Origin of the sequence: Pseudomonas sp. NFPP28, from assembly GCF_900115535.1 — a bacterium.
Taxonomy (GTDB): domain Bacteria; phylum Pseudomonadota; class Gammaproteobacteria; order Pseudomonadales; family Pseudomonadaceae; genus Aquipseudomonas; species Aquipseudomonas extremorientalis.
The window spans coordinates 71124-90088 of the sequence record NZ_FOWT01000008.1; the positions used below are offsets into that span (position 1 = coordinate 71124).

17 protein-coding genes are annotated in these 18965 nt (G+C 60.9%); 11 read left to right on the plus strand and 6 right to left on the minus strand.

Annotation, left to right across the window (positions count from 1 at the left end; translation table 11 throughout):
- Positions 1-2: 2 nt before the first annotated feature.
- On the plus strand, positions 3-218 hold the full coding sequence (locus BM110_RS20705) for a TOBE domain-containing protein (protein ID WP_003213899.1): 216 nt from the start codon (positions 3-5) through the stop codon (positions 216-218).
- A 114-nt stretch (positions 219-332) separates the two neighbouring features.
- Here the strand turns inward: BM110_RS20705 and BM110_RS20710 are convergent, their stop codons facing one another.
- The gene (locus BM110_RS20710) at positions 333-962 is read right to left on the minus strand and encodes a TetR/AcrR family transcriptional regulator (RefSeq protein ID WP_092241804.1); all 630 of its coding nucleotides are present in this window, start codon (positions 960-962) and stop codon (positions 333-335) included.
- Positions 963-1127: 165 nt separating this feature from the next.
- Entirely contained in the window at positions 1128-2504 is a 1377-nt protein-coding gene (locus BM110_RS20715; RefSeq protein WP_093514095.1) for a glutamine synthetase family protein, read from the minus strand.
- A gap of 597 nt (positions 2505-3101) precedes the next feature.
- On the opposite strand from BM110_RS20715, the gene BM110_RS20725 reads away from it, so the two are divergent.
- From BM110_RS20725 to BM110_RS20755, 7 genes are all read left to right on the plus strand, one after another.
- Positions 3102-4460 (plus strand): glutamine synthetase family protein, encoded by a 1359-nt coding sequence (locus BM110_RS20725; RefSeq protein WP_003176780.1) that lies wholly within the window; start codon positions 3102-3104, stop codon positions 4458-4460.
- Positions 4461-4518: 58 nt separating this feature from the next.
- The gene (locus BM110_RS20730; RefSeq protein WP_093514096.1) at positions 4519-5883 is read left to right on the plus strand and encodes an aspartate aminotransferase family protein; all 1365 of its coding nucleotides are present in this window, start codon (positions 4519-4521) and stop codon (positions 5881-5883) included.
- A gap of 196 nt (positions 5884-6079) precedes the next feature.
- Entirely contained in the window at positions 6080-7174 is a 1095-nt protein-coding gene (locus tag BM110_RS20735) for a polyamine ABC transporter substrate-binding protein (RefSeq protein WP_071490483.1), read from the plus strand.
- Between the two features lie 151 nt (positions 7175-7325).
- Positions 7326-8420, plus strand: a complete 1095-nt coding sequence (locus BM110_RS20740) for a polyamine ABC transporter substrate-binding protein (RefSeq protein ID WP_071490428.1) — start codon at positions 7326-7328, stop codon at positions 8418-8420.
- A 64-nt stretch (positions 8421-8484) separates the two neighbouring features.
- Positions 8485-9627, plus strand: a complete 1143-nt coding sequence (locus BM110_RS20745) for an ABC transporter ATP-binding protein (protein ID WP_010207336.1) — start codon at positions 8485-8487, stop codon at positions 9625-9627.
- Positions 9624-10544: an ABC transporter permease subunit gene (locus BM110_RS20750; protein ID WP_092241816.1), complete on the plus strand. Its 921-nt coding sequence runs from the start codon at positions 9624-9626 to the stop codon at positions 10542-10544. The genes BM110_RS20745 and BM110_RS20750 overlap by 4 nt, the downstream gene beginning before the upstream one ends.
- Positions 10541-11425, plus strand: coding sequence for an ABC transporter permease subunit (locus tag BM110_RS20755; protein WP_058426490.1), 885 nt, complete (start codon positions 10541-10543; stop codon positions 11423-11425). The genes BM110_RS20750 and BM110_RS20755 overlap by 4 nt, the downstream gene beginning before the upstream one ends.
- A gap of 102 nt (positions 11426-11527) precedes the next feature.
- Here the strand turns inward: BM110_RS20755 and BM110_RS20760 are convergent, their stop codons facing one another.
- Positions 11528-12166, minus strand: coding sequence for an HD domain-containing protein (locus tag BM110_RS20760; RefSeq protein ID WP_071490426.1), 639 nt, complete (start codon positions 12164-12166; stop codon positions 11528-11530).
- A 276-nt stretch (positions 12167-12442) separates the two neighbouring features.
- Between BM110_RS20760 and BM110_RS20765 the strand changes: the two genes are divergently transcribed.
- Complete coding sequence (locus BM110_RS20765; RefSeq protein ID WP_093514097.1) at positions 12443-13408, plus strand: GlxA family transcriptional regulator; 966 nt, start codon at positions 12443-12445, stop codon at positions 13406-13408.
- 7 nt (positions 13409-13415) lie between these two features.
- Here the strand turns inward: BM110_RS20765 and BM110_RS20770 are convergent, their stop codons facing one another.
- A complete protein-coding gene (locus BM110_RS20770; RefSeq protein ID WP_093514098.1) occupies positions 13416-15779 on the minus strand; it encodes a penicillin acylase family protein in 2364 nt (787 codons plus the stop codon).
- 28 nt (positions 15780-15807) lie between these two features.
- Positions 15808-16383 (minus strand): DUF6436 domain-containing protein, encoded by a 576-nt coding sequence (locus BM110_RS20775; protein ID WP_093514099.1) that lies wholly within the window; start codon positions 16381-16383, stop codon positions 15808-15810.
- A 99-nt stretch (positions 16384-16482) separates the two neighbouring features.
- On the opposite strand from BM110_RS20775, the gene BM110_RS20780 reads away from it, so the two are divergent.
- Complete coding sequence (locus BM110_RS20780) at positions 16483-17406, plus strand: phospholipase BipL (protein ID WP_093514188.1); 924 nt, start codon at positions 16483-16485, stop codon at positions 17404-17406.
- A 42-nt stretch (positions 17407-17448) separates the two neighbouring features.
- Here the strand turns inward: BM110_RS20780 and BM110_RS20785 are convergent, their stop codons facing one another.
- A complete protein-coding gene (locus tag BM110_RS20785) occupies positions 17449-18201 on the minus strand; it encodes a DUF2059 domain-containing protein (protein WP_071490422.1) in 753 nt (250 codons plus the stop codon).
- Between the two features lie 131 nt (positions 18202-18332).
- Between BM110_RS20785 and BM110_RS20790 the strand changes: the two genes are divergently transcribed.
- A complete protein-coding gene (locus BM110_RS20790; RefSeq protein WP_071490421.1) occupies positions 18333-18965 on the plus strand; it encodes a 2OG-Fe(II) oxygenase in 633 nt (210 codons plus the stop codon).

Genomic DNA, 18965 nt, shown 5'->3' on the forward strand with positions numbered 1-18965 from the left:
CCATGACTATTAAAGCCATCAACGTGCGTAACCAGTTCAAAGGCACCATCAAGGAAATCGTCGAAGGCGACGTGCTGTCGGAAATCGACGTGCAGACCGCGTCCGGCATCGTCACTTCCGTGATCACCACCCGCTCGGTCAAAGAGCTGGAGCTGGTGATTGGCAGCGAAGTGATTGCCTTCGTGAAATCCACCGAGGTGTCGATCGCCAAGTTGTGATCACGCTTGAGACCGCCATCGGGGGCAAGCCCCCTCCCACATTCTGAATGTATTCACAAATCAAAGTGTGGGAGGGGGCTTGCCCCCGATGAGGCCGGCCCAGCCCCCACAAAATTAACGCTTGGGCAGATAGGGCGGCAGGTACAGCCCTACATAGGCATCAAACACCCGCATCCCTTCCTCCGCCATGCGCGGTGTGATCAGCCCATGCTGATGCACCGAGCGCGCATACACTCGGTCGCTCAGCTCCAACGCCAGGGCAAATACATCCACATCCTTCGGTAGCGTCGGCACTTCGAAGTGGCGGTTGAACACCGCGAGCATCAAATCTCCCAGCTCCAGATCATGCTGACGATCCGCCTGGGTCACTTCGGTCAGCCCATGCTGGGCCAGGATCAACTGGCGGGCGGCGGCGTCGTGCTCGTAGATGCTGAGCATGCGCTGTTCGACGATGCAGGACAGGTCGCGCCAATGCTTGAGTGAGTCGTGGTCGATGGGCGCCTGAATCGCCGCCCGGAAAGCGGCATGCACATCGGCGGTCAGAGCTTCCAACAGCGCCGGCACACTGGCGAAGAAGTGATACACCGACGACGGCGGAATCTGCGCCCGCTCGGCCACGCCGTAGATCGACAAACCCGCCACGCCTTCGGCAGCCAGCAAGGTGCGGGCGGCGTCGAGGATCGCGTCGATCCGGGCCTGACTGCGGGCGCGGGGTTTGCGAAGGGCGGCGGGGCGGGTGGTCATGGAAGTCTCCTACAAGGCAGCGGGCATTGTACGCAGAGCCTGAAGATGATCCATACCTGGGGCGAGGGCTTTTGTGGTGAGCGAGTTTGTTGTGGCGAGCAGGCTTGTTGTGGCGAGCGGGCTTGCCACAACAAGCCTGCTCGCCACATTTACAGTCGCAACCGCTTACACGGTATGCAGGTACCAGTTGTACTCAAGGTCGGAGATGGAGTGTTCGAACTCTTCCAGCTCACTTTCCTTACACGCTACGAAGATATCGATGTATTTAGGATCGATGTACTTGGCCATCACCTCGCTGTCGTCCAACTCGCGTAATGCATCGCGCAGGTTGTTCGGCAGGCTTTGCTCGTTTTGCTCGTAGCTGTTGCCTTCCACTGGTGCGCCAGGCTCGATCTTGTTGGTCAGGCCGTGGTGCACGCCTGCCAGGACCGAAGCCATCAGCAGGTAAGGGTTGGCGTCGGCGCCGGCCACGCGGTGTTCGATACGTACGGCATCGGACGAGCCGGTCGGTACGCGAATCGCCACGGTACGGTTGTCCAGGCCCCAGCACGGCGAGTTCGGCACGTAGAACTGTGCGCCGAAACGACGGTAGGAGTTGACGTTGGGGCACAGGAACGCCATCTGGGCGGGCAGGGTCTCGAGCACACCGCCGATCGCGTGACGCAATGCGGCGTTCTGCTCGGGATCCTCGCTGGCAAAAATGTTCTTGCCGTCTTTGTCCAGGATCGAGATGTGTACGTGCAAACCGTTGCCTGCCTGGCCCGGATACGGCTTGGCCATGAAGGTGGTGTCCATCTCATGGTCGTAGGCGATGTTCTTGATCAGGCGCTTGAGCAGTACCGCGTAGTCGCAGGCCTTGATCGGGTCGGCCACGTGGTGCAGGTTCACTTCGAACTGCGCCGGGGCACTTTCCTTGACGATGGCGTCGGCCGGGATGCCTTGTTCTTTCGCACCTTCCAGGACGTCCTGGAGGCAGTCGACATATTCGTCGAGGTCGTCGATCAGGTAGACCTGTGTCGAGTGCGGGCGTTTGCCGGAGATCGGCGAGCGGGGCGGTTGTGGGCGGCCGTTCACGTTCTCCTGGTCGATCAGGTAGAACTCAAGCTCGAAGGCGGCGCAGATGGTCAGACCGAGGTCGTCGAATTTGCTTACAACTTGGCGGAGCACTTCGCGCGGATCGGCGAAGAAAGGTTCACCTTCAAGTTCGTGCATGGTCATCAGCAGTTGCGCGGTGGGGCGCTTTTGCCAGGGTTCATTGCACAGGGTGTCGGGGATCGGATAACAGATTCGGTCAGCATCACCGATGTCCAGGCCCAGGCCGGTGCTTTCCACCGTAGAGCCGTTGATATCCAGGGCAAATAAAGAGGCAGGCAGGTTAATGCCCTTCTCGTAAACCTTGTGGAGGCTGGTGCGTTCGATGCGCTTGCCGCGCACCACACCATTCATATCCGCAATTAGAAGGTCTACGTACAGAACCTCAGGATGATCCTTAAGGAACGCGTTCGCTTCGTTAAGCTGAACGGCACGCGGGGGTACCGACATGATGCAACACCTTTGTTGTTAAAAATATCAATCATTGATCTTTTCTGGTTTCAGTCAACCCGAACGGCATGCCGAAGTCAAGCGAGGCCTTTTTTGCCCTAAAAAAGCGCCGTGAAGGCTTTTTTGGGGCTTTTTGGGGCGGTTTTTTGGGTTTGAGAGGCTTGGGACTCGCAGGCTTGAGCGGGCCGTGTTGTATTTTTTACGGGGGTGTTGTGTAAAAAAATGAACAAGGCTAAGCTCGATTCAAACCCATAACAGCAATAATACCGGGGTGCTTCATGTTTCACCTGCCGCCCAACGGCGTCTTGGCCTGCTTCAGCCAGGCTGTGTCATCCGTATTTTCCTCCCGCATGATAGCGCGCCCCCCGGCCAATATTCTTGACGCCCGGTCTACCCTCTTTTTTGCTTCCTCATTTGTCAGAGAGCGGCGTGCGCCCTGCGTGCTGCTCAAGATTGCGCACAACTTTGGCGTGAGGAATGCAACGCAGCAGCAAATGGCAGGTAAGCTCCTACCCTGAACGAAAAAACGACGCGGATGCTGCGTCAAACAACGCCTGGCCTTTAATGGATGCCAGGAAACCCAGCCCAGAGGCATTTATGAGTAACAACCTCGACCAGCTCACCGATTGGTTGAAAGACCACAAGATCACAGAAGTCGAATGCATGATTGGCGATCTCACCGGTATCACCCGGGGCAAGATCTCGCCGACCAACAAGTTCATTGCCGAAAAGGGCATGCGCCTGCCCGAAAGCGTTCTGCTGCAGACCGTGACCGGCGACTATGTCGAAGACGACATCTATTACGAATTGCTCGACCCGGCCGACATCGACATGATCTGCCGCCCCGACCAGAACGCCGTGTTCCTGGTGCCTTGGGCCATCGAGCCGACCGCCCAGGTGATCCACGACACCTACGACAAGCAAGGCAACCCGATCGAGCTGTCGCCGCGCAACGTGCTCAAGAAGGTCCTCAAGCTCTACGCCGACAAAGGCTGGCAGCCCATCGTGGCGCCGGAGATGGAGTTCTACCTGACCAAGCGCTGCGAAGACCCTGACTTCCCGCTGCAACCGCCGATCGGCCGTTCCGGCCGCCCGGAAACCGGTCGCCAGTCTTTCTCTATAGAAGCCGCCAACGAATTCGACCCGCTGTTCGAAGACGTCTACGACTGGTGCGAACTGCAGGAGCTGGACCTCGATACCCTGATCCACGAAGACGGCACGGCGCAGATGGAGATCAACTTCCGTCACGGCGATGCCCTGTCCTTGGCCGACCAGATCCTGGTGTTCAAGCGCACCATGCGCGAAGCCGCGCTCAAGCACGACGTGGCCGCCACCTTCATGGCCAAGCCGATGACCGGCGAGCCTGGCAGCGCGATGCACCTGCACCAGAGCATCATCGACATCGCCACCGGCAAGAACGTCTTCTCCAATGAAGACGGGACCATGAGCCAGCTGTTCCTCAATCACATTGGCGGCCTGCAGAAATTCATCCCTGAACTGCTGCCGCTGTTTGCCCCCAACGTGAACTCGTTCCGCCGCTTCCTGCCCGACACCTCGGCGCCGGTGAACGTCGAGTGGGGCGAAGAAAACCGCACCGTCGGCCTGCGCGTACCGGATGCCGGCCCGCAGAACCGCCGTGTGGAAAACCGCCTGCCGGGCGCCGACGCCAACCCGTACCTGGCGATTGCCGCCAGCCTGTTGTGCGGCTACATCGGCATGGTCGAAGGCCATAACCCGAGCGCGCCGGTGGTGGGCCGTGGTTACGAGCGGCGCAACCTGCGCCTGCCGTTGACCATCGAAGACGCCCTGGAGCGCATGGAAAACAGCAAGACCATCGAGAAATACCTGGGGCAGAAATTCATCACAGGCTACGTCGCGGTCAAGCGGGCCGAGCATGAAAACTTCAAGCGCGTGATCAGTTCGTGGGAGCGGGAATTCCTGCTCTTTGCCGTCTGATACGCCGGGCGCGCCCTTTGAACGGCGCGCCCTTTACTGAAAAGTCTAGGAGATTGGTATGTCCAGCAACAACCCGCAAACCCGTGAATGGCAAGCCTTGAGCAGCGATCACCACCTGGCGCCGTTCAGCGACTTCAAGCAATTGAAAGAGAAAGGCCCACGGATCATCACCAAAGCCCACGGCGTTTACCTGTGGGACAGCGAAGGCAACAAGATCCTCGACGGCATGGCCGGCCTGTGGTGCGTGGCGATCGGTTATGGCCGCGATGAACTGGCTGACGCCGCCGCCAGGCAAATGAAAGAACTGCCGTACTACAACCTGTTCTTCCAGACCGCTCACCCGCCAGTGCTGGAACTGGCCAAGGCCATTTCCGACATTGCACCGGCCGGCATGAACCACGTGTTCTTCACCGGTTCCGGCTCCGAAGGCAACGACACCATGTTGCGCATGGTTCGCCACTACTGGGCGATCAAGGGCCAGCCAAACAAGAAAACCATCATCAGCCGCAAGAATGGCTACCACGGTTCCACCGTGGCCGGCGCCAGCCTGGGCGGCATGACGTATATGCATGAGCAGGGCGACTTGCCGATCCCGGGCATCAGCCACATCGCCCAGCCGTACTGGTTTGGCGAAGGCGGCGACATGAGCCCGGAAGAATTCGGCGTGTGGGCTGCCAACCAGTTGGAAGAAAAGATCCTGGAACTGGGCGTGGACAACGTCGGCGCCTTTATTGCCGAGCCGATCCAGGGTGCCGGTGGCGTGATCGTGCCGCCGGACACCTACTGGCCGCGCATCAAGGAAATCCTCGCCAAATACGACATCCTGTTCATTGCTGACGAAGTCATCTGCGGTTTCGGCCGCACCGGTGAGTGGTTCGGTAGCGACTTCTACGACCTCAAGCCCCACATGATGACCATCGCCAAGGGCCTGACCTCGGGCTACATCCCCATGGGCGGCCTGATCGTGCGCGATGACGTGGTGGCGGTGCTCAACGAAGGTGGTGATTTCAACCACGGCTTCACCTACTCCGGTCACCCGGTGGCCGCTGCAGTGGCGCTGGAAAACATCCGCATCATGCGCGATGAAAAAATCGTTAACCGTGTGCATGATGAAACGGCACCGTATTTGCAGAAACGCCTGAGGGAGTTGGCGGATCATCCGCTGGTGGGCGAAGTGCGCGGCGTGGGCATGCTCGGTGCCATTGAACTGGTGCAGGACAAGGCCACCCGCAAGCGCTACGAAGGCAAGGGTGTCGGCATGATCTGCCGCACGTTCTGCTTCGAAAATGGCCTGATCATGCGCGCCGTGGGTGACACCATGATCATTTCGCCGCCGCTGGTGATCAGCAAGGCAGAAATCGACGAGCTGGTGACCAAGGCTCGGCAGTGCCTGGACCTGACTTTGGCGGCATTGCAGGGCTAAGTGCTAGGCTCAGAACGCAGCGGCTTTCGGGTGCTGCGTTCAGGGCAGTTATAAATGAGGCTTTGGTTGAAAGCCGGCCTCGGAACTTGCCAGACTGTCGCCCTGTTTTGTTGCCCTTTGGCTGGGCTACTCAACATTGAAAGCTTGTGGCCCAAAAAAGAAAAAATCGGAGCATCACCAAATGAAGGCATTAGGTTTGAAGAACGCTGGCAAGACCCTCCTCGCCTTGTCCCTGATGGGCGCAATGGCGGGCGCGGCCCAGGCAGACGATAAAGTGCTGCACGTCTACAACTGGTCCGACTACATTGCACCGGACACCATCGCCAACTTTGAAAAAGAGTCGGGCATCAAGGTGGTGTACGACGTTTTTGACAGCAACGAAACCCTGGAAGCCAAGTTGCTGGCAGGCAAGTCCGGTTACGACATTGTCGTGCCGTCGAACAACTTCCTCGCCAAGCAGATCAAGGCCGGTGTCTACCAGGAGTTGGACAAGTCCAAGCTGTCCAACTACGACAACCTGAACAAATCCCTGCTCAAGGCCGTGTCGGTCAGCGACCCGGACAACAAGCACGCCTTCCCGTACATGTGGGGCTCGATCGGCATCGGCTACAACCCGGAGAAGGTCAAGGCCGCGCTGGGCGTGGACAAGATCGACTCGTGGGACGTGCTGCTCAAGCCTGAAAACATCGCCAAGCTCAAAAGCTGCGGCGTGAGCTTCCTCGATTCGCCAACCGAAATGCTGCCGATCGCGCTGCACTACCTGGGCCTGCCGACCGACAGCCAGAAGAAAGACGACCTCAAGCAGGCCGAAGCGCTGTTCCTGAAGATCCGTCCTTCGATCGGCTACTTCCACTCGTCCAAGTACATTTCCGACCTGGCCAACGGCAACATCTGCGTGGCCGTGGGTTACTCGGGTGACATCCAGCAGGCCAAGTCCCGCGCGGCCGAAGCCGGTGGCAAGGTCAAGGTGGCCTATGACATTCCGAAAGAAGGCGCTGGCAGCTTCTTCGACATGGTCGCCATCCCTAAAGATGCCGAGAACGTCGACGCGGCCTACAAGTTCATGAACTACCTGCTCAAGCCGGAAGTCATGGCGTCGATCACCAACAGCGTGCGTTTCCCGAACGGTAACGAGAAGGCCACCGCGCTGGTCGACAAAGACATCACCAGCGACCCGGGCATCTACCCGCCAGCGGATGTGCAGGCCAAGCTCTACGCCATTGCCGACCTGCCGGCTGCGACCCAGCGTGAAATGACACGCAGCTGGACCAAGATCAAGTCCGGTAAGTAAGCGCTGAAACCGGTGGAGGGGCAGTTTGACTGCCCCTCTCACAAATTAAATAACAGAAAGTTTTGCCGGATCGGTTTATCGAGGGTAAGTTGCGCGCCGGTTTTGTTGCCGGGCAACAACTTTGGGCCCAACTATTTAAGAGGACCTCCACTTGCCAATTTCTTTATTTCGCAAAGCCATGCTGGTGGGTGCAGGTATCACGCTGACGTTGAGCGTACAGGCCGCACCGACCGTGCATATTTATAACTGGTCGGATTACATCGGCGACGACACCCTGGCCAACTTCGAAAAGGCCAGCGGCATCAAGCCCGTGTATGACGTGTTTGACTCCAACGAAACCCTGGAAGGCAAGCTGCTGGCCGGGCGTACCGGCTACGACGTGGTGGTGCCGTCCAACCACTTCCTGGGCAAGCAGATCAAGGCCGGGGCATTCCAGAAGCTCGACAAGTCGTTGCTGACAAATTACGCCAACCTTGACCCGGCGCTGCTCAAGCGCCTGGAAAAGAACGACCCGGGCAACCAGTACGCCGTACCGTACCTGTGGGGCACCAATGGCATCGGCTACAACGTCGATAAAGTGAAGGAAGTGCTGGGCGTCGACCATATCGATTCCTGGGCCGTGCTGTTCGAGCCGGAAAACATGAAGAAACTGGCGACGTGCGGCGTGTCGTTCATGGACTCGGCGGACGAAATGCTGCCGGCAGTGCTCAACTACATGGGCCTGAACCCCAACAGCGAGAACCCTGAAGACTACAAGAAGGCCGAAGCCAAGCTGCTCAAAGTGCGGCCCTACGTGACCTACTTCCATTCTTCCAAATACATCTCGGACCTGGCCAACGGCAACATCTGCGTGGCGGCCGGGTTCTCCGGCGATGTGTTCCAGGCCAAGGCTCGCGCAAGCGAAGCGGGCAAGGGCGTGAACATCGCCTACGCGATTCCGAAGGAAGGCGGCAACCTGTGGTTCGACGTGCTGGCCATCCCCAAGGATGCCACCAACGTCAAAGAGGCCCACGCCTTCATCAACTATTTGCTGCAACCTGAGGTGATCGCCCAGGTCAGTGATTACGTCGGTTACGCCAACCCTAACCCAGGGGCGGACAAACTGATGAAGCAATCGATACGCACGGACGAAGCGGTTTACCCACCGCAGGCGGTACTCGACAGGACCTTCGTCAACTTCGAGCTACCCCCGAAAGTGCAACGTTTGATGACCCGTAGCTGGACCAAGGTCAAGACGGGCAAGTAAGGCTCAACCTATCCAAGGTTCGCCCGCCTCGGGCGCACAGAAATTTTTGTTGGGAGTTTCGTAAATGGCAGTTGCCTCCGGCGCCTATAAGAAAGCCCTCGAAGGGGACCAGACACCGAAGAAGGTGCTGGTCAAAATCGACCGGGTCACGAAGAAGTTCGACGAGACGATTGCCGTGGACGATGTGTCCCTGGAAATCAAGAAGGGCGAGATCTTCGCCCTGCTCGGCGGTTCGGGTTCGGGCAAGTCCACCTTGCTGCGCATGCTCGCAGGTTTCGAGCGCCCGACCGAGGGCCGCATCTACCTCGACGGCGAGGACATCACCGACATGCCGCCCTACGAGCGGCCGATCAACATGATGTTCCAGTCCTACGCCCTGTTCCCGCACATGACCGTGGCGCAGAACATCGCCTTCGGCCTGCAACAGGACAAGATCCCCAAGGCCGAGATCGACGCCCGCGTGGCCGAGATGCTCAAACTGGTGCAGATGAGCCAGTACGCCAAGCGCAAGCCGCACCAGTTGTCCGGTGGCCAGCGCCAGCGTGTGGCCCTGGCCCGTTCCCTGGCCAAGCGTCCGAAACTGCTGTTGCTCGATGAGCCCATGGGCGCCCTCGACAAGAAGCTGCGTTCGCAGATGCAACTGGAGTTGGTGGAGATCATCGAGCGCGTGGGCGTGACCTGCGTGATGGTGACACACGACCAGGAAGAGGCCATGACCATGGCCGAGCGCATCGCGATCATGCACCTGGGCTGGATCGCCCAGATCGGCAGCCCGATCGACATTTACGAAACGCCTACCAGCCGCCTGGTGTGCGAGTTCATCGGCAACGTCAACATCTTCGACACCCAAGTGGTCGATGACGCCGAAGGCCACGCGGTGCTCAAGTGCCCGGACCTGGACCGCGACATCTATGTGGGCTACGGCATCGCCACCTCGGTGGAAGACAAGTCGGTAACCTACGCCATCCGCCCGGAAAAACTGTTGGTCACCACCGAAATGCCGACCTGCGAGCACAACTGGTCCAGCGGCAAGGTGCACGATATTGCCTACCTGGGCGGCCATTCGGTGTTCTACGTGGAGTTGCCGAGCGGCAAGCTGGTGCAGTCCTTTGTGGCCAACGCCGAGCGCCGTGGCCAGCGGCCAACCTGGGGTGACCAGGTCTACGTATGGTGGGAAGACGACAGCGGCGTGGTACTGCGCTCATGAACATGAAGAAGCTCAAGCGCCGCCTGCAACGAATAACGCCCAGTGGCCGTCATGCGGTCATTGGCATTCCCTTCCTGTGGCTGTTCCTGTTCTTCATGCTGCCGTTCTTCATCGTCCTGAAGATCAGTTTTGCCGAAGCCGACGTGGCGATCCCGCCGTATACCGAGATCTACACCTTCGTTGAGCAGAAACTGCAGTTGGTGCTCAACCTGGGCAACTACGCGATGCTCGGCGACGACGAGTTGTACATCGCTGCGTACCTGGGCTCGCTGAAAATGGCGTTCTTCAGCACGCTGCTGTGCCTGTTGATCGGCTACCCGATGGCCTATGCCATCGCCAGTGCGCGCAAAGAGATGCAGACCGTGCTGGTGCTGCTGATCATGATGCCGACCTGGACCGCGATCCTGATCCGCGTGTATGCGTGGATGGGCATCCTCAGCAACAACGGTTTGCTCAATGGCTTCCTGCTGTCCATCGGGTTGATCAACGAGCCGCTGCAGATCCTCAACACCAACATCGCGGTGTATATCGGCGTGGTCTATTCGTACCTGCCATTCATGATCCTGCCGCTGTACGCCAACCTGGTGAAACACGACCAGAGCCTGCTGGAAGCCGCTTCGGACCTGGGTTCGAGCACCTTCAACAGCTTCTGGAAGATCACCGTGCCGCTGTCCAAGAACGGCATCATCGCCGGTTGCATGCTGGTGTTCATCCCCGTCGTGGGCGAGTTCGTGATCCCGGAACTGCTGGGCGGCCCGGAAACCCTGATGATCGGTAAAGTGTTGTGGCAAGAGTTCTTCAACAACCGTGACTGGCCGGTGGCCTCTGCCCTGGCGGTGGTGATGCTGGCGATCCTGATCGTGCCGATCATCCTGTTCAACCGCAGCCAAGCCAAAGAGATGGAGGGCAAGGTATGAAGCGCTTCAGTTTCTCGAGTTTCATGCTGGTGGCGGGGTTGCTGTTCATCTACCTGCCGATGCTGATCCTGGTGATCTACTCGTTCAACGAATCCAAGCTGGTAACAGTGTGGGGCGGTTGGTCGATCAAGTGGTACGTGGGCCTTCTGGACAACACCCAGTTGATGGGTTCGGTGGCGCGTTCCCTGGAAATCGCCTGCTACACGGCAGTGGCTGCGGTAGCGCTGGGCACCCTGGCGGCCTTCGTGCTGACGCGCATCAGCCAGTTCAAGGGCCGCACGCTGTTTGGCGGCCTGGTGACCGCGCCATTGGTGATGCCCGAGGTGATCACCGGTCTGTCGCTGTTGCTGCTGTTTGTGGCCATGGCGCAGATGATCGGCTGGCCCCAGGAGCGTGGCATCGTCACCATCTGGATCGCCCACACCACGTTCTGCGCGGCGTATGTGGCGGTGGTGGTGTCGGCGCGCTTGCGTGAGCTGGACCTGTCGATCGAAGAAGCGGCGATGGACCTGGGTGCGCGGCCGTGGAAGGTGTTCTTCCTGATCACCATCCCGATGATTGCGCCGTCGCTGGCGGCGGGCGGCATGATGTCGTTCGCGTTGTCCCTGGATGACCTTGTGCTTGCCAGTTTCGTATCGGGCCCGGGCTCGACGACCCTGCCGATGGAAGTGTTCTCGGCGGTGCGCCTTGGGGTCAAACCCGAAATCAACGCCGTGGCCAGCCTGATCCTGCTGGCGGTGTCGCTGGTGACCTTCCTGGTGTGGTTCTTCAGCCGGCGTGCCGAAGAGATGCGCAAGAAGGCCATTCAGCAAGCGATTGAAGAAGCCGCTGCCGATGGCTGGCAGCAGCCGGACAAGCGCCGGGCAGCTGCACCGGTCTAAATGTGGGAGGGGGCTTGCCCCCGATGACAGTGTGTCAGCCAATGGATATGTGGCTGATGCTCCGCTATCGGGGGCAAGCCCCCTCCCACGTTTGACTGCATTTCAAGTCCAGGGCGACTTGCGGATCACCTCCACAAAATTCATCGGCTTGAACCCCGGCTCCTGATCCACCAGCACATCCGTCTTCACGTTGCCGAACGTGGTCTGCGGACGATGGCGCAAGCCGTCGGCAAACGCGCAGATGATGCACTCCTTGAACCCCTCGCCGCGTGGGTGCGCATGCACCACGGCTTCGCGCTGCAAGCTGGAAAACGCGGCGTAGTCCATGCCCAGCACGTCCATTTCGACGCCGGCCGTCACCAGTGCCACAGTCGGACGCAAATGCTGCGGCACGCCCGGCGTGGTGTGCAGGGCGATGGACAGCCACACCTGTTCGATATCGTCATCGCTCAGCCCGTACGGCTTGAGGAACGCGGCTGCGGCGTTGGCGCCATCCACTTCGAAGCGCTCGTTGTCACTGCGATGCCCCTCCACCAGGCCCAAGTCATGGAACATCGCGCCGACGTAAAGCAGCTCCGGGTTGTAGGCCAGTTGCTTGCGTTCACCGCTCAAGGCGCCGAACAGGAATACCCGGCGCGAGTGGTGGTAGAGCAGGTCGGATTCGACGTCGCGGATGTATTCGGTGGTGGCCTTGGCCAGGGCGCTGTCCGGAATCGGGATGCCGGCGATGGTGGTGGTCATGGTGGTTCTCCTCAACAAAGCGCCGGGGGTGGCGCCGATGAGTCCAGTCTGTTCGCGTGCCCGCCAAGGGGCCATCGCGGCGGGGGAGCGATCCCGGCCAATGTGCTGGCATATCACGCCAAGGGTGTACTCGGGCAAATGTGGGCGCTGGCTTGTCGGATCGCCGCACCGCTGCGATATCATCACCTCGGTATACCTGATGGACCGAGTCGCTTGCATCGCAGGCAAGCCAGCTCCCGCAGGGTTTTGCGTTCGCCCGGACATAAAGGTCTACCCATGCAAAAAACCGTCGCCATCCTGATCTTCCCCGGCGTCCAGTCACTGGACGTGAGCGGTCCCATGGACGTGTTCTGCGAAGCCAACCGTTTTCTGCCGCCGCAGGATCATTACCGGTTGGACGTCATCGGCTTCGGTCACGGCAACATGGTTGCTTCCAACGGCCTGTCATTGCAGGCCCACCGGCACTACAGCGAAGCGTTGCAAGCGTATGACCTGCTGCTGGTGGCGGGTGGTCCGCAGTTGCCCTTCGAAGACTTCGGCGCCGAGTTCGATGCTTGGTTGCGTGGCGCCACGGCGCGTGCGCAGCGCTTCGGCTCGATCTGCAACGGCGCTTTCCTGCTGGCCCGCGCCGGGCTGCTGGACGGGAAAACCGTGACCACCCACTGGAACGATGCGGCGGATCTGGCGCGCTTGTGCCCCACGGCTCAGGTCGAAGCCGACCGTCTCTACGTGCAGGACGGCAGTCTCTACACCTCGGCCGGGGTCACGGCGGGCATCGATCTGTCGTTGTATCTGTTGGCCCAGGATCATGGCCCGGAAGTCGCGCTGAGCGTGGCCAAGCGCCTGGTGGTGTTCACCCAGCGGTCGGGCGGGCAGTCGCAGTTCAGCCCGTTTCTGACGCCCCACGCCGAAACCACCTCGGCGGTAGCGCTGGTGCAGTTGTATGTGTTGGCGAACCTGACCGGGGACCTGACCATTGCCGATCTGGCCAAGGCCGCGAACATGAGCGCACGCAACTTCTCCCGGGTGTTTGCCCGTGAGGCGCGGATCACGCCGGCGGAGTTTGTCGAGCGGGCGCGGGTGGATGCGGCGCGGGTCATGCTGGAAAGCAGCCCCGCACCGCTCAAGACCGTGGCCTACCAATGCGGCTTTCGCGACGCCCAGCACATGCGCAGTGTGTTCAACCGCCGCCTGGGCGTGACGCCGCAACAGTTCCGGCTTAACTTTGCGGCGCCGGTATAGGCGCCGGTTACTGCGGCGCGCGCGCGGGCAACAGCTTCAGTGTCCCGCGCGTATTGGCCGTCACTTCCTCATCGGTGAAATGCGCCTGTTCGTAGCCACCTTCGATGTAGGTTTCGGCCTGGTCGCTGTAGTGTCGGTCAAACGGCACGCCACTTTGCCCGACCGGGTTGATGGTCAGTGCGTGAGCCGCATCGGCGAAGTCGATCAAGCGGCGGGTCGAGGGGCCGTAGGTGACCGGCCACGGCGCCGGGCCGATCATGGCCGACTGGTTGTTCGGCACTTCATGGGTGCCCGGCGCAGGGAACGGGCCGACGTTGAACACCTTGTCCAAAGGCTTCTGCATGCCCAATGGATGGCCGTGGGTCAGGGTATGCGCGGTGCCCCACTGCCATTGGCCCGGGTCATCGCCGAGGGTGGCCTTGAGGTGCGCGAGGCTGTTGTCCCAGGCGAGCTTGACGGTGTCGGCGCGCTTGCCATCCCACCACGGTGAGTCCGGCGTGGCGGCCAGGCGTGGCAGGGCGGCATCGATCACGCGGGTGGTGAGCAGGGTCTTGAACATGCCGTCGCCGAGTTTCGGGTGGAAGGCCGCGTCGGCCAGGTTGAACAGGAACTGGTTGAACAGCGTGGCGCTGGTGGAGTCCAGCGGGTAGTCACCTTTCCAACGTGCAAGCTGCTCCACCAGTTTCAACTCTGCCGGGTCCTTGACCACCTCACGCAGTACCGGCAACAGCGGCGCCAGCAGGCGCGGGCCGAAAGCGGTGGTGGTGCCCAGTTGCAAGGCCTGGCTGTTGTTCACGTCCCATTTCACGCTCTTGTCGCTCAACTGCGCATTCAACTGCCGGCCACGGTCGGCCAGGTTGTAATATCCGGGGATTTCCATGCCGGTGGGCGACGCGGGCTGAGCATTGGCCGACACCACATAGCCGCGTGCCGGGTTTTCTTCCTGCGGGTTGGCGCTGAAGGGGTAGAAACCCGGTTTATCGGCCTGTTCGGTACTGCCATCGAGGATGAAACCGGGGTTGACCCCGGCCGGGCGAATCGGCAATTGCGCCGCTGCCCACCAGCCGATATCGCCCTTGGCGTTGGCCCACACGATATTCAGGCCCGGCGCGGAGACCTTGGCTGCAGCAGCTCGCGCCTTGGCCAGCGTGTCGGCGCGGTTGAGCTGGTAGAAGCCTTCGAGGATAGGGTTCTGGGTATCGAGGAACGCCCACCACATGGCAATCGGGGTCTTGCCGGCGTTCTCGCCGAGCACGTCATTGATGATCGGGCCGTGGGGCGATTGGCGCAGGGTCAACGTCACCGGCGCCTGGCCCTTCACCGCGATCTGTTGCTCGGTGCGGGTCATGTCGACCCACTGGCCGTGGTACCAGACCTGGTTGGCATTGTCCGGGTTGACCTTCTCGGCGATCAGGTCGAGGTCGTCGTTCTGGAACATGGTCAGGCTCCAGCCGAAATCCAGGTTGTGTCCCAGGAATGCCATCGGCACCAGTACGTTGTGATAGCCATACAGCTCGAAACCCGGCGCCGACAGTTGCGCTTCGTACCACACCGATGGCACCGAGAAACGAATATGCGGGTCACCCGCCAGCAACGGCTTGCCGCTCTTGGTACGGTTGCCGCTGATGGCCCAGGCGTTACTGCCTTCGAACTGCGGCAGGCCGTTGTCGGCCAGGGCCTGTTCGCTCAGTGACGCGAGGGCGCCGAGGGTCTGCCAGTCGCTGGCGGCGAGGTTGAGGGCGCCCTTGGGCTGCCAGTCGAGGTCAAAGATTTTCAGGTAGTCGCTGCCCAACTGGTCGCGTACGTAAGTCAGCAAAGGCTCGGTGCGAAACGCGGCGGCAAAGCTGTAGGCCATATACCCGGCGACGCTGATGGTGTCTTCGGCGGTGAACGGCCGCTTGGGGATGCCCAGCACGTCGAACTCCATCGGACGGGCGTGGCTGTCCTGATACTGGTTGATCCCGTCCAGATAGGCTTGCAGGGCCTTCCAGTGCGCCGACTCATGATCCAGTTGCGCCACATAGGTCGCGGCGCGGTCGCGAATGCGCAGGCTGCGGAACAGTTTGTCGGTCTCCAACACCTTCGGCCCGAGCACTTCGGCCAGTTCGCCACGCGCCAGGCGCCGCATGATTTCCATCTGGAATAGACGGTCCTGGGCATGCACATAGCCCAGGGCGCGATACAGGTCGGTTTCGTTCTCGGCGCGGATATGCGGCACGCCACGGTCGTCGTAGCGCACCGTGACCGAGCCTTGCAGGTTGGCCAGCGTCACCGTGCCCTGGCGGGTGGGCTGCTTGCTATAGACGTATGCGCCTGCGCCAAGGGCAGCCAGCACGACCAGAACCGCGAACACCTGCAAGACGCGCTTCATGAACATTCCTTACCAAGAGAGAGGCGGGTTACGAGCCTTTTGGCCACGAACAATAGCAGCCCACCGCCAGGGTGTGAGTAGCATTTATCTCGCGCCCCGCTTCAAGGGCCTTCAGGATCGGCTCAATAAAGCTGTTGCTGGAATTGCACGTAAGGCCCTCGCTGTAGGGCCCGAAATACGCGAGCTTGCCTGTGCGATCCCAGATCCCCACGGCCGGGCTGGCCGGCACCTGGTCGGCGCCGGGCAGGGCGGTGAGGGTTTTCATCGTGCGCAGGTTGTCGGGCAGTTGGCCGTGGCTGCCGGGCTTTTGCAGGGCGTAGAACTCGACGCCTTGGGGCACGTACTGCTCGATCAACTCGCCCAGGTGCTGCTGGTTGCCGACGTTGCACGGGCAGGCTGGGTCCCAGAAGTGCACCAGGCGGATCGGGCCGGGGCCGGCGAGGTCGGCAGGCAGCTTCAATAGATCACCGGAAAACACCGCCGTGTGTTCGCTGAAGGCGCGCAGGTAGCGGCCCTGGAACCAGTCATACGCCGCCCACAGCACGCCGGCGCAGATAACCAGGATCAGGCTGGCGAATAGAGCGGTGCGGTAGGGCTGTCGCATTCAGATGTATCCTCGGAGGTCGCGTAGCTTGCCATGCTTGTCCTGACAGATGAATATCGCAGCTCGATATTCATCTTCGCCGCCAGTCTGGAAGCCTTTATGCCTGTCACCTTTGACCCCGATCATCTGCGCGAAAGCTTGCAGCCCCTGGTGGATGCGCAACCGCTTTCAGCCGAGGCACGGGTCTACCAGCGTTTCTATGGGCTGGACCAGGCGGTGAGTCGCCTGGGGCGCTTCGAGGTGGATGGATTCGAAGTGGTCGCGCAAGTGTGGTGGCCGCCCACACCGGTGGCCACGATGTTCATGTTCCACGGCTTCTACGACCACATGGGGCTGTACCGTCATGTGGTGAAGTGGGCGCTGGACCAGGGCTTCGTGTTGATCGCCTGCGATCTGCCCGGGCATGGGCTGTCCAGCGGCGCACGTGCCAGCATCGACGATTTTGCGGTGTACCAGCACGTGGTGCAGGCCCTGTTTAGCCAGGCCGAAACCCTGCAATTACCACAACCCTGGCACCTGTTCGGGCAAAGCACCGGCGGCGCGGTGGTGGTGGACCACCTGCTCCACCACGGCGCCGACAGCCCCGCCCAGGGCAAGACCTTCCTGCTGTCCCCCCTGGTGCGGCCGCGTGCGTGGGGCTGGTCGCAGGTCAGCTATTACCTGCTGCGCCCCTTCGTCAAAGGCATTGCGCGGCGGTTCAGCGAAAACACCAACGACCCCGCGTTCAAACCGTTCCTTGAAGCCGACCCGCTGCAGCCGCGCCAGTTGCCGACCGCCTGGGTGGGCGCCTTGGCGCGCTGGATCAAACACATCGAAGCCGCACCGCGCAGCCCTCGGCGGCCGGTGATCGTGCAGGGTGAAGAAGACATGACGGTGGACTGGCAGCACAACCTGCAGGTGTTGCGGAGCAAGTTCGACCAGCCGGAGGTGTTGATGCTGCCGCGTGGCAGGCATCACTTGGCCAATGAGATTCCGGAGATTCGCGAGCAGTACTTCAGGTATCTCACCCAGCACCTGAACTAAGACGATCCAAATGTGGGAGGGTGCTTGCCCCTCCCACATTTTTTACTGCGCAAGGCTTGAGGTGCTTTGGCCGACCGCCAGGCCCGCGCGAATAGCGGCAAGGGCTGCCTGGTAATACGCCTTACCTTCCGGCGACTCCGCAAACGTCGCGAATTCTTCCAACTCCGGGTCGGACAGATCCCGATAGACGTACAGCAGCGTGTTGTTCAGATCCTTGTCGATCTGCTGCATCAACCGTTCACGTTGACCGTTCAACATGCCTTGGGCCTGGCCGCCGCCCAGCAGGCCGGGGATCATCTGGCTCAGGCTGTCGGCCGCCACGCCGGCAATCGCCAGGCTGACTTCCGCGCCGGCTTCACGGGCCGGCAGGGCCTGGGCCAGGTGGCCGATGATCAGGCTGCGTGTGGCGCCGGCTTCGATTTTCGGCAAACCCTGGGCGTTTTTCGCCAGTTGGTCACGGCGGGTGGCGAGCAATTCGGCGGCGACAATCTTGCGGCCCAGGGGCGATTGGAAAAACGCCAAGGCAGGCGCAGGGTCCGCCAGGTGTTTGCGCAATTGCGCTTCGGCACGCTGGTCCATGGCCTGGGCGGCAAAGCGTTTATTGCTGTTGTCCACCAGCGCCTGGTACACCGCCGGCGGCAGGCTATTGCGATAGCGTTGCTGGGCGGCACTGAGGGCGTCATTGAAATGCGCACGTTGTTCGGCCCAGCCGGCGACCTTGTACAACTGGTCATGGCCGTCTGCCCAGGCGGGCAAAACGCAGAACATCAGCAAGGAAAAAAACAAACGACGCATAGGGACTCCTGTCAGTCGGCCACTATTGTCCGTGTCGGGCGTAGGATTTGTCGAGAAGTCCTATCAGTCACCTGACTAAAGTGTATTCAGACGCTCGGCGGCTCTGTCGGATTCAGAGGCGTATGGATACTATGCGCGCCATGCAAATGCCCTTCGATCACCCCTTGCTGCAACGTATTGTCGACGACCTGGCCGAAAAGGGCTGGTCCCGACAGGACGGCTTCCTGCCCCAGGCTCTGACCCTGGAACTGGCGGCTGAGTGCCGTAAACGCAAGGCCGAAGGTGAGCTGGCCCCGGCAGCGGTAGGGCGCGGCCCGAGCCAGGAGATCCGTGAAGGCATTCGCGGTGACCACATCCAGTGGCTGGAAGAGGGCGATGCGGCGGTTTGCGACACCTATATGGCGGTGATGGACAGCCTGCGCCTGGCCATGAACCGTGGCCTGTTCCTGGGCCTGGAAGACTTCGAAAGCCATTTCGCGATGTACCCGCCGGGGGCGTTTTACCTCAAGCACCTGGACCGTTTCCGCGACGATGACCGGCGCATGGTCTCGGCGGTGATCTACTTGAACGATGCCTGGCTGCCCGAACATGGCGGCCAGTTGCGCATGTACCTCAAAAACGGCGTCGAATACGACGTGGTGCCCACCGGCGGTAGCCTGGTGGTGTTCCTGTCGGGCGAGGTGCCCCACGAAGTGATGCCCGCCACACGCGAACGCCTGTCCCTCACCGGCTGGTTTCGCCGGCGGGGCAACGAGCCGTTCTGA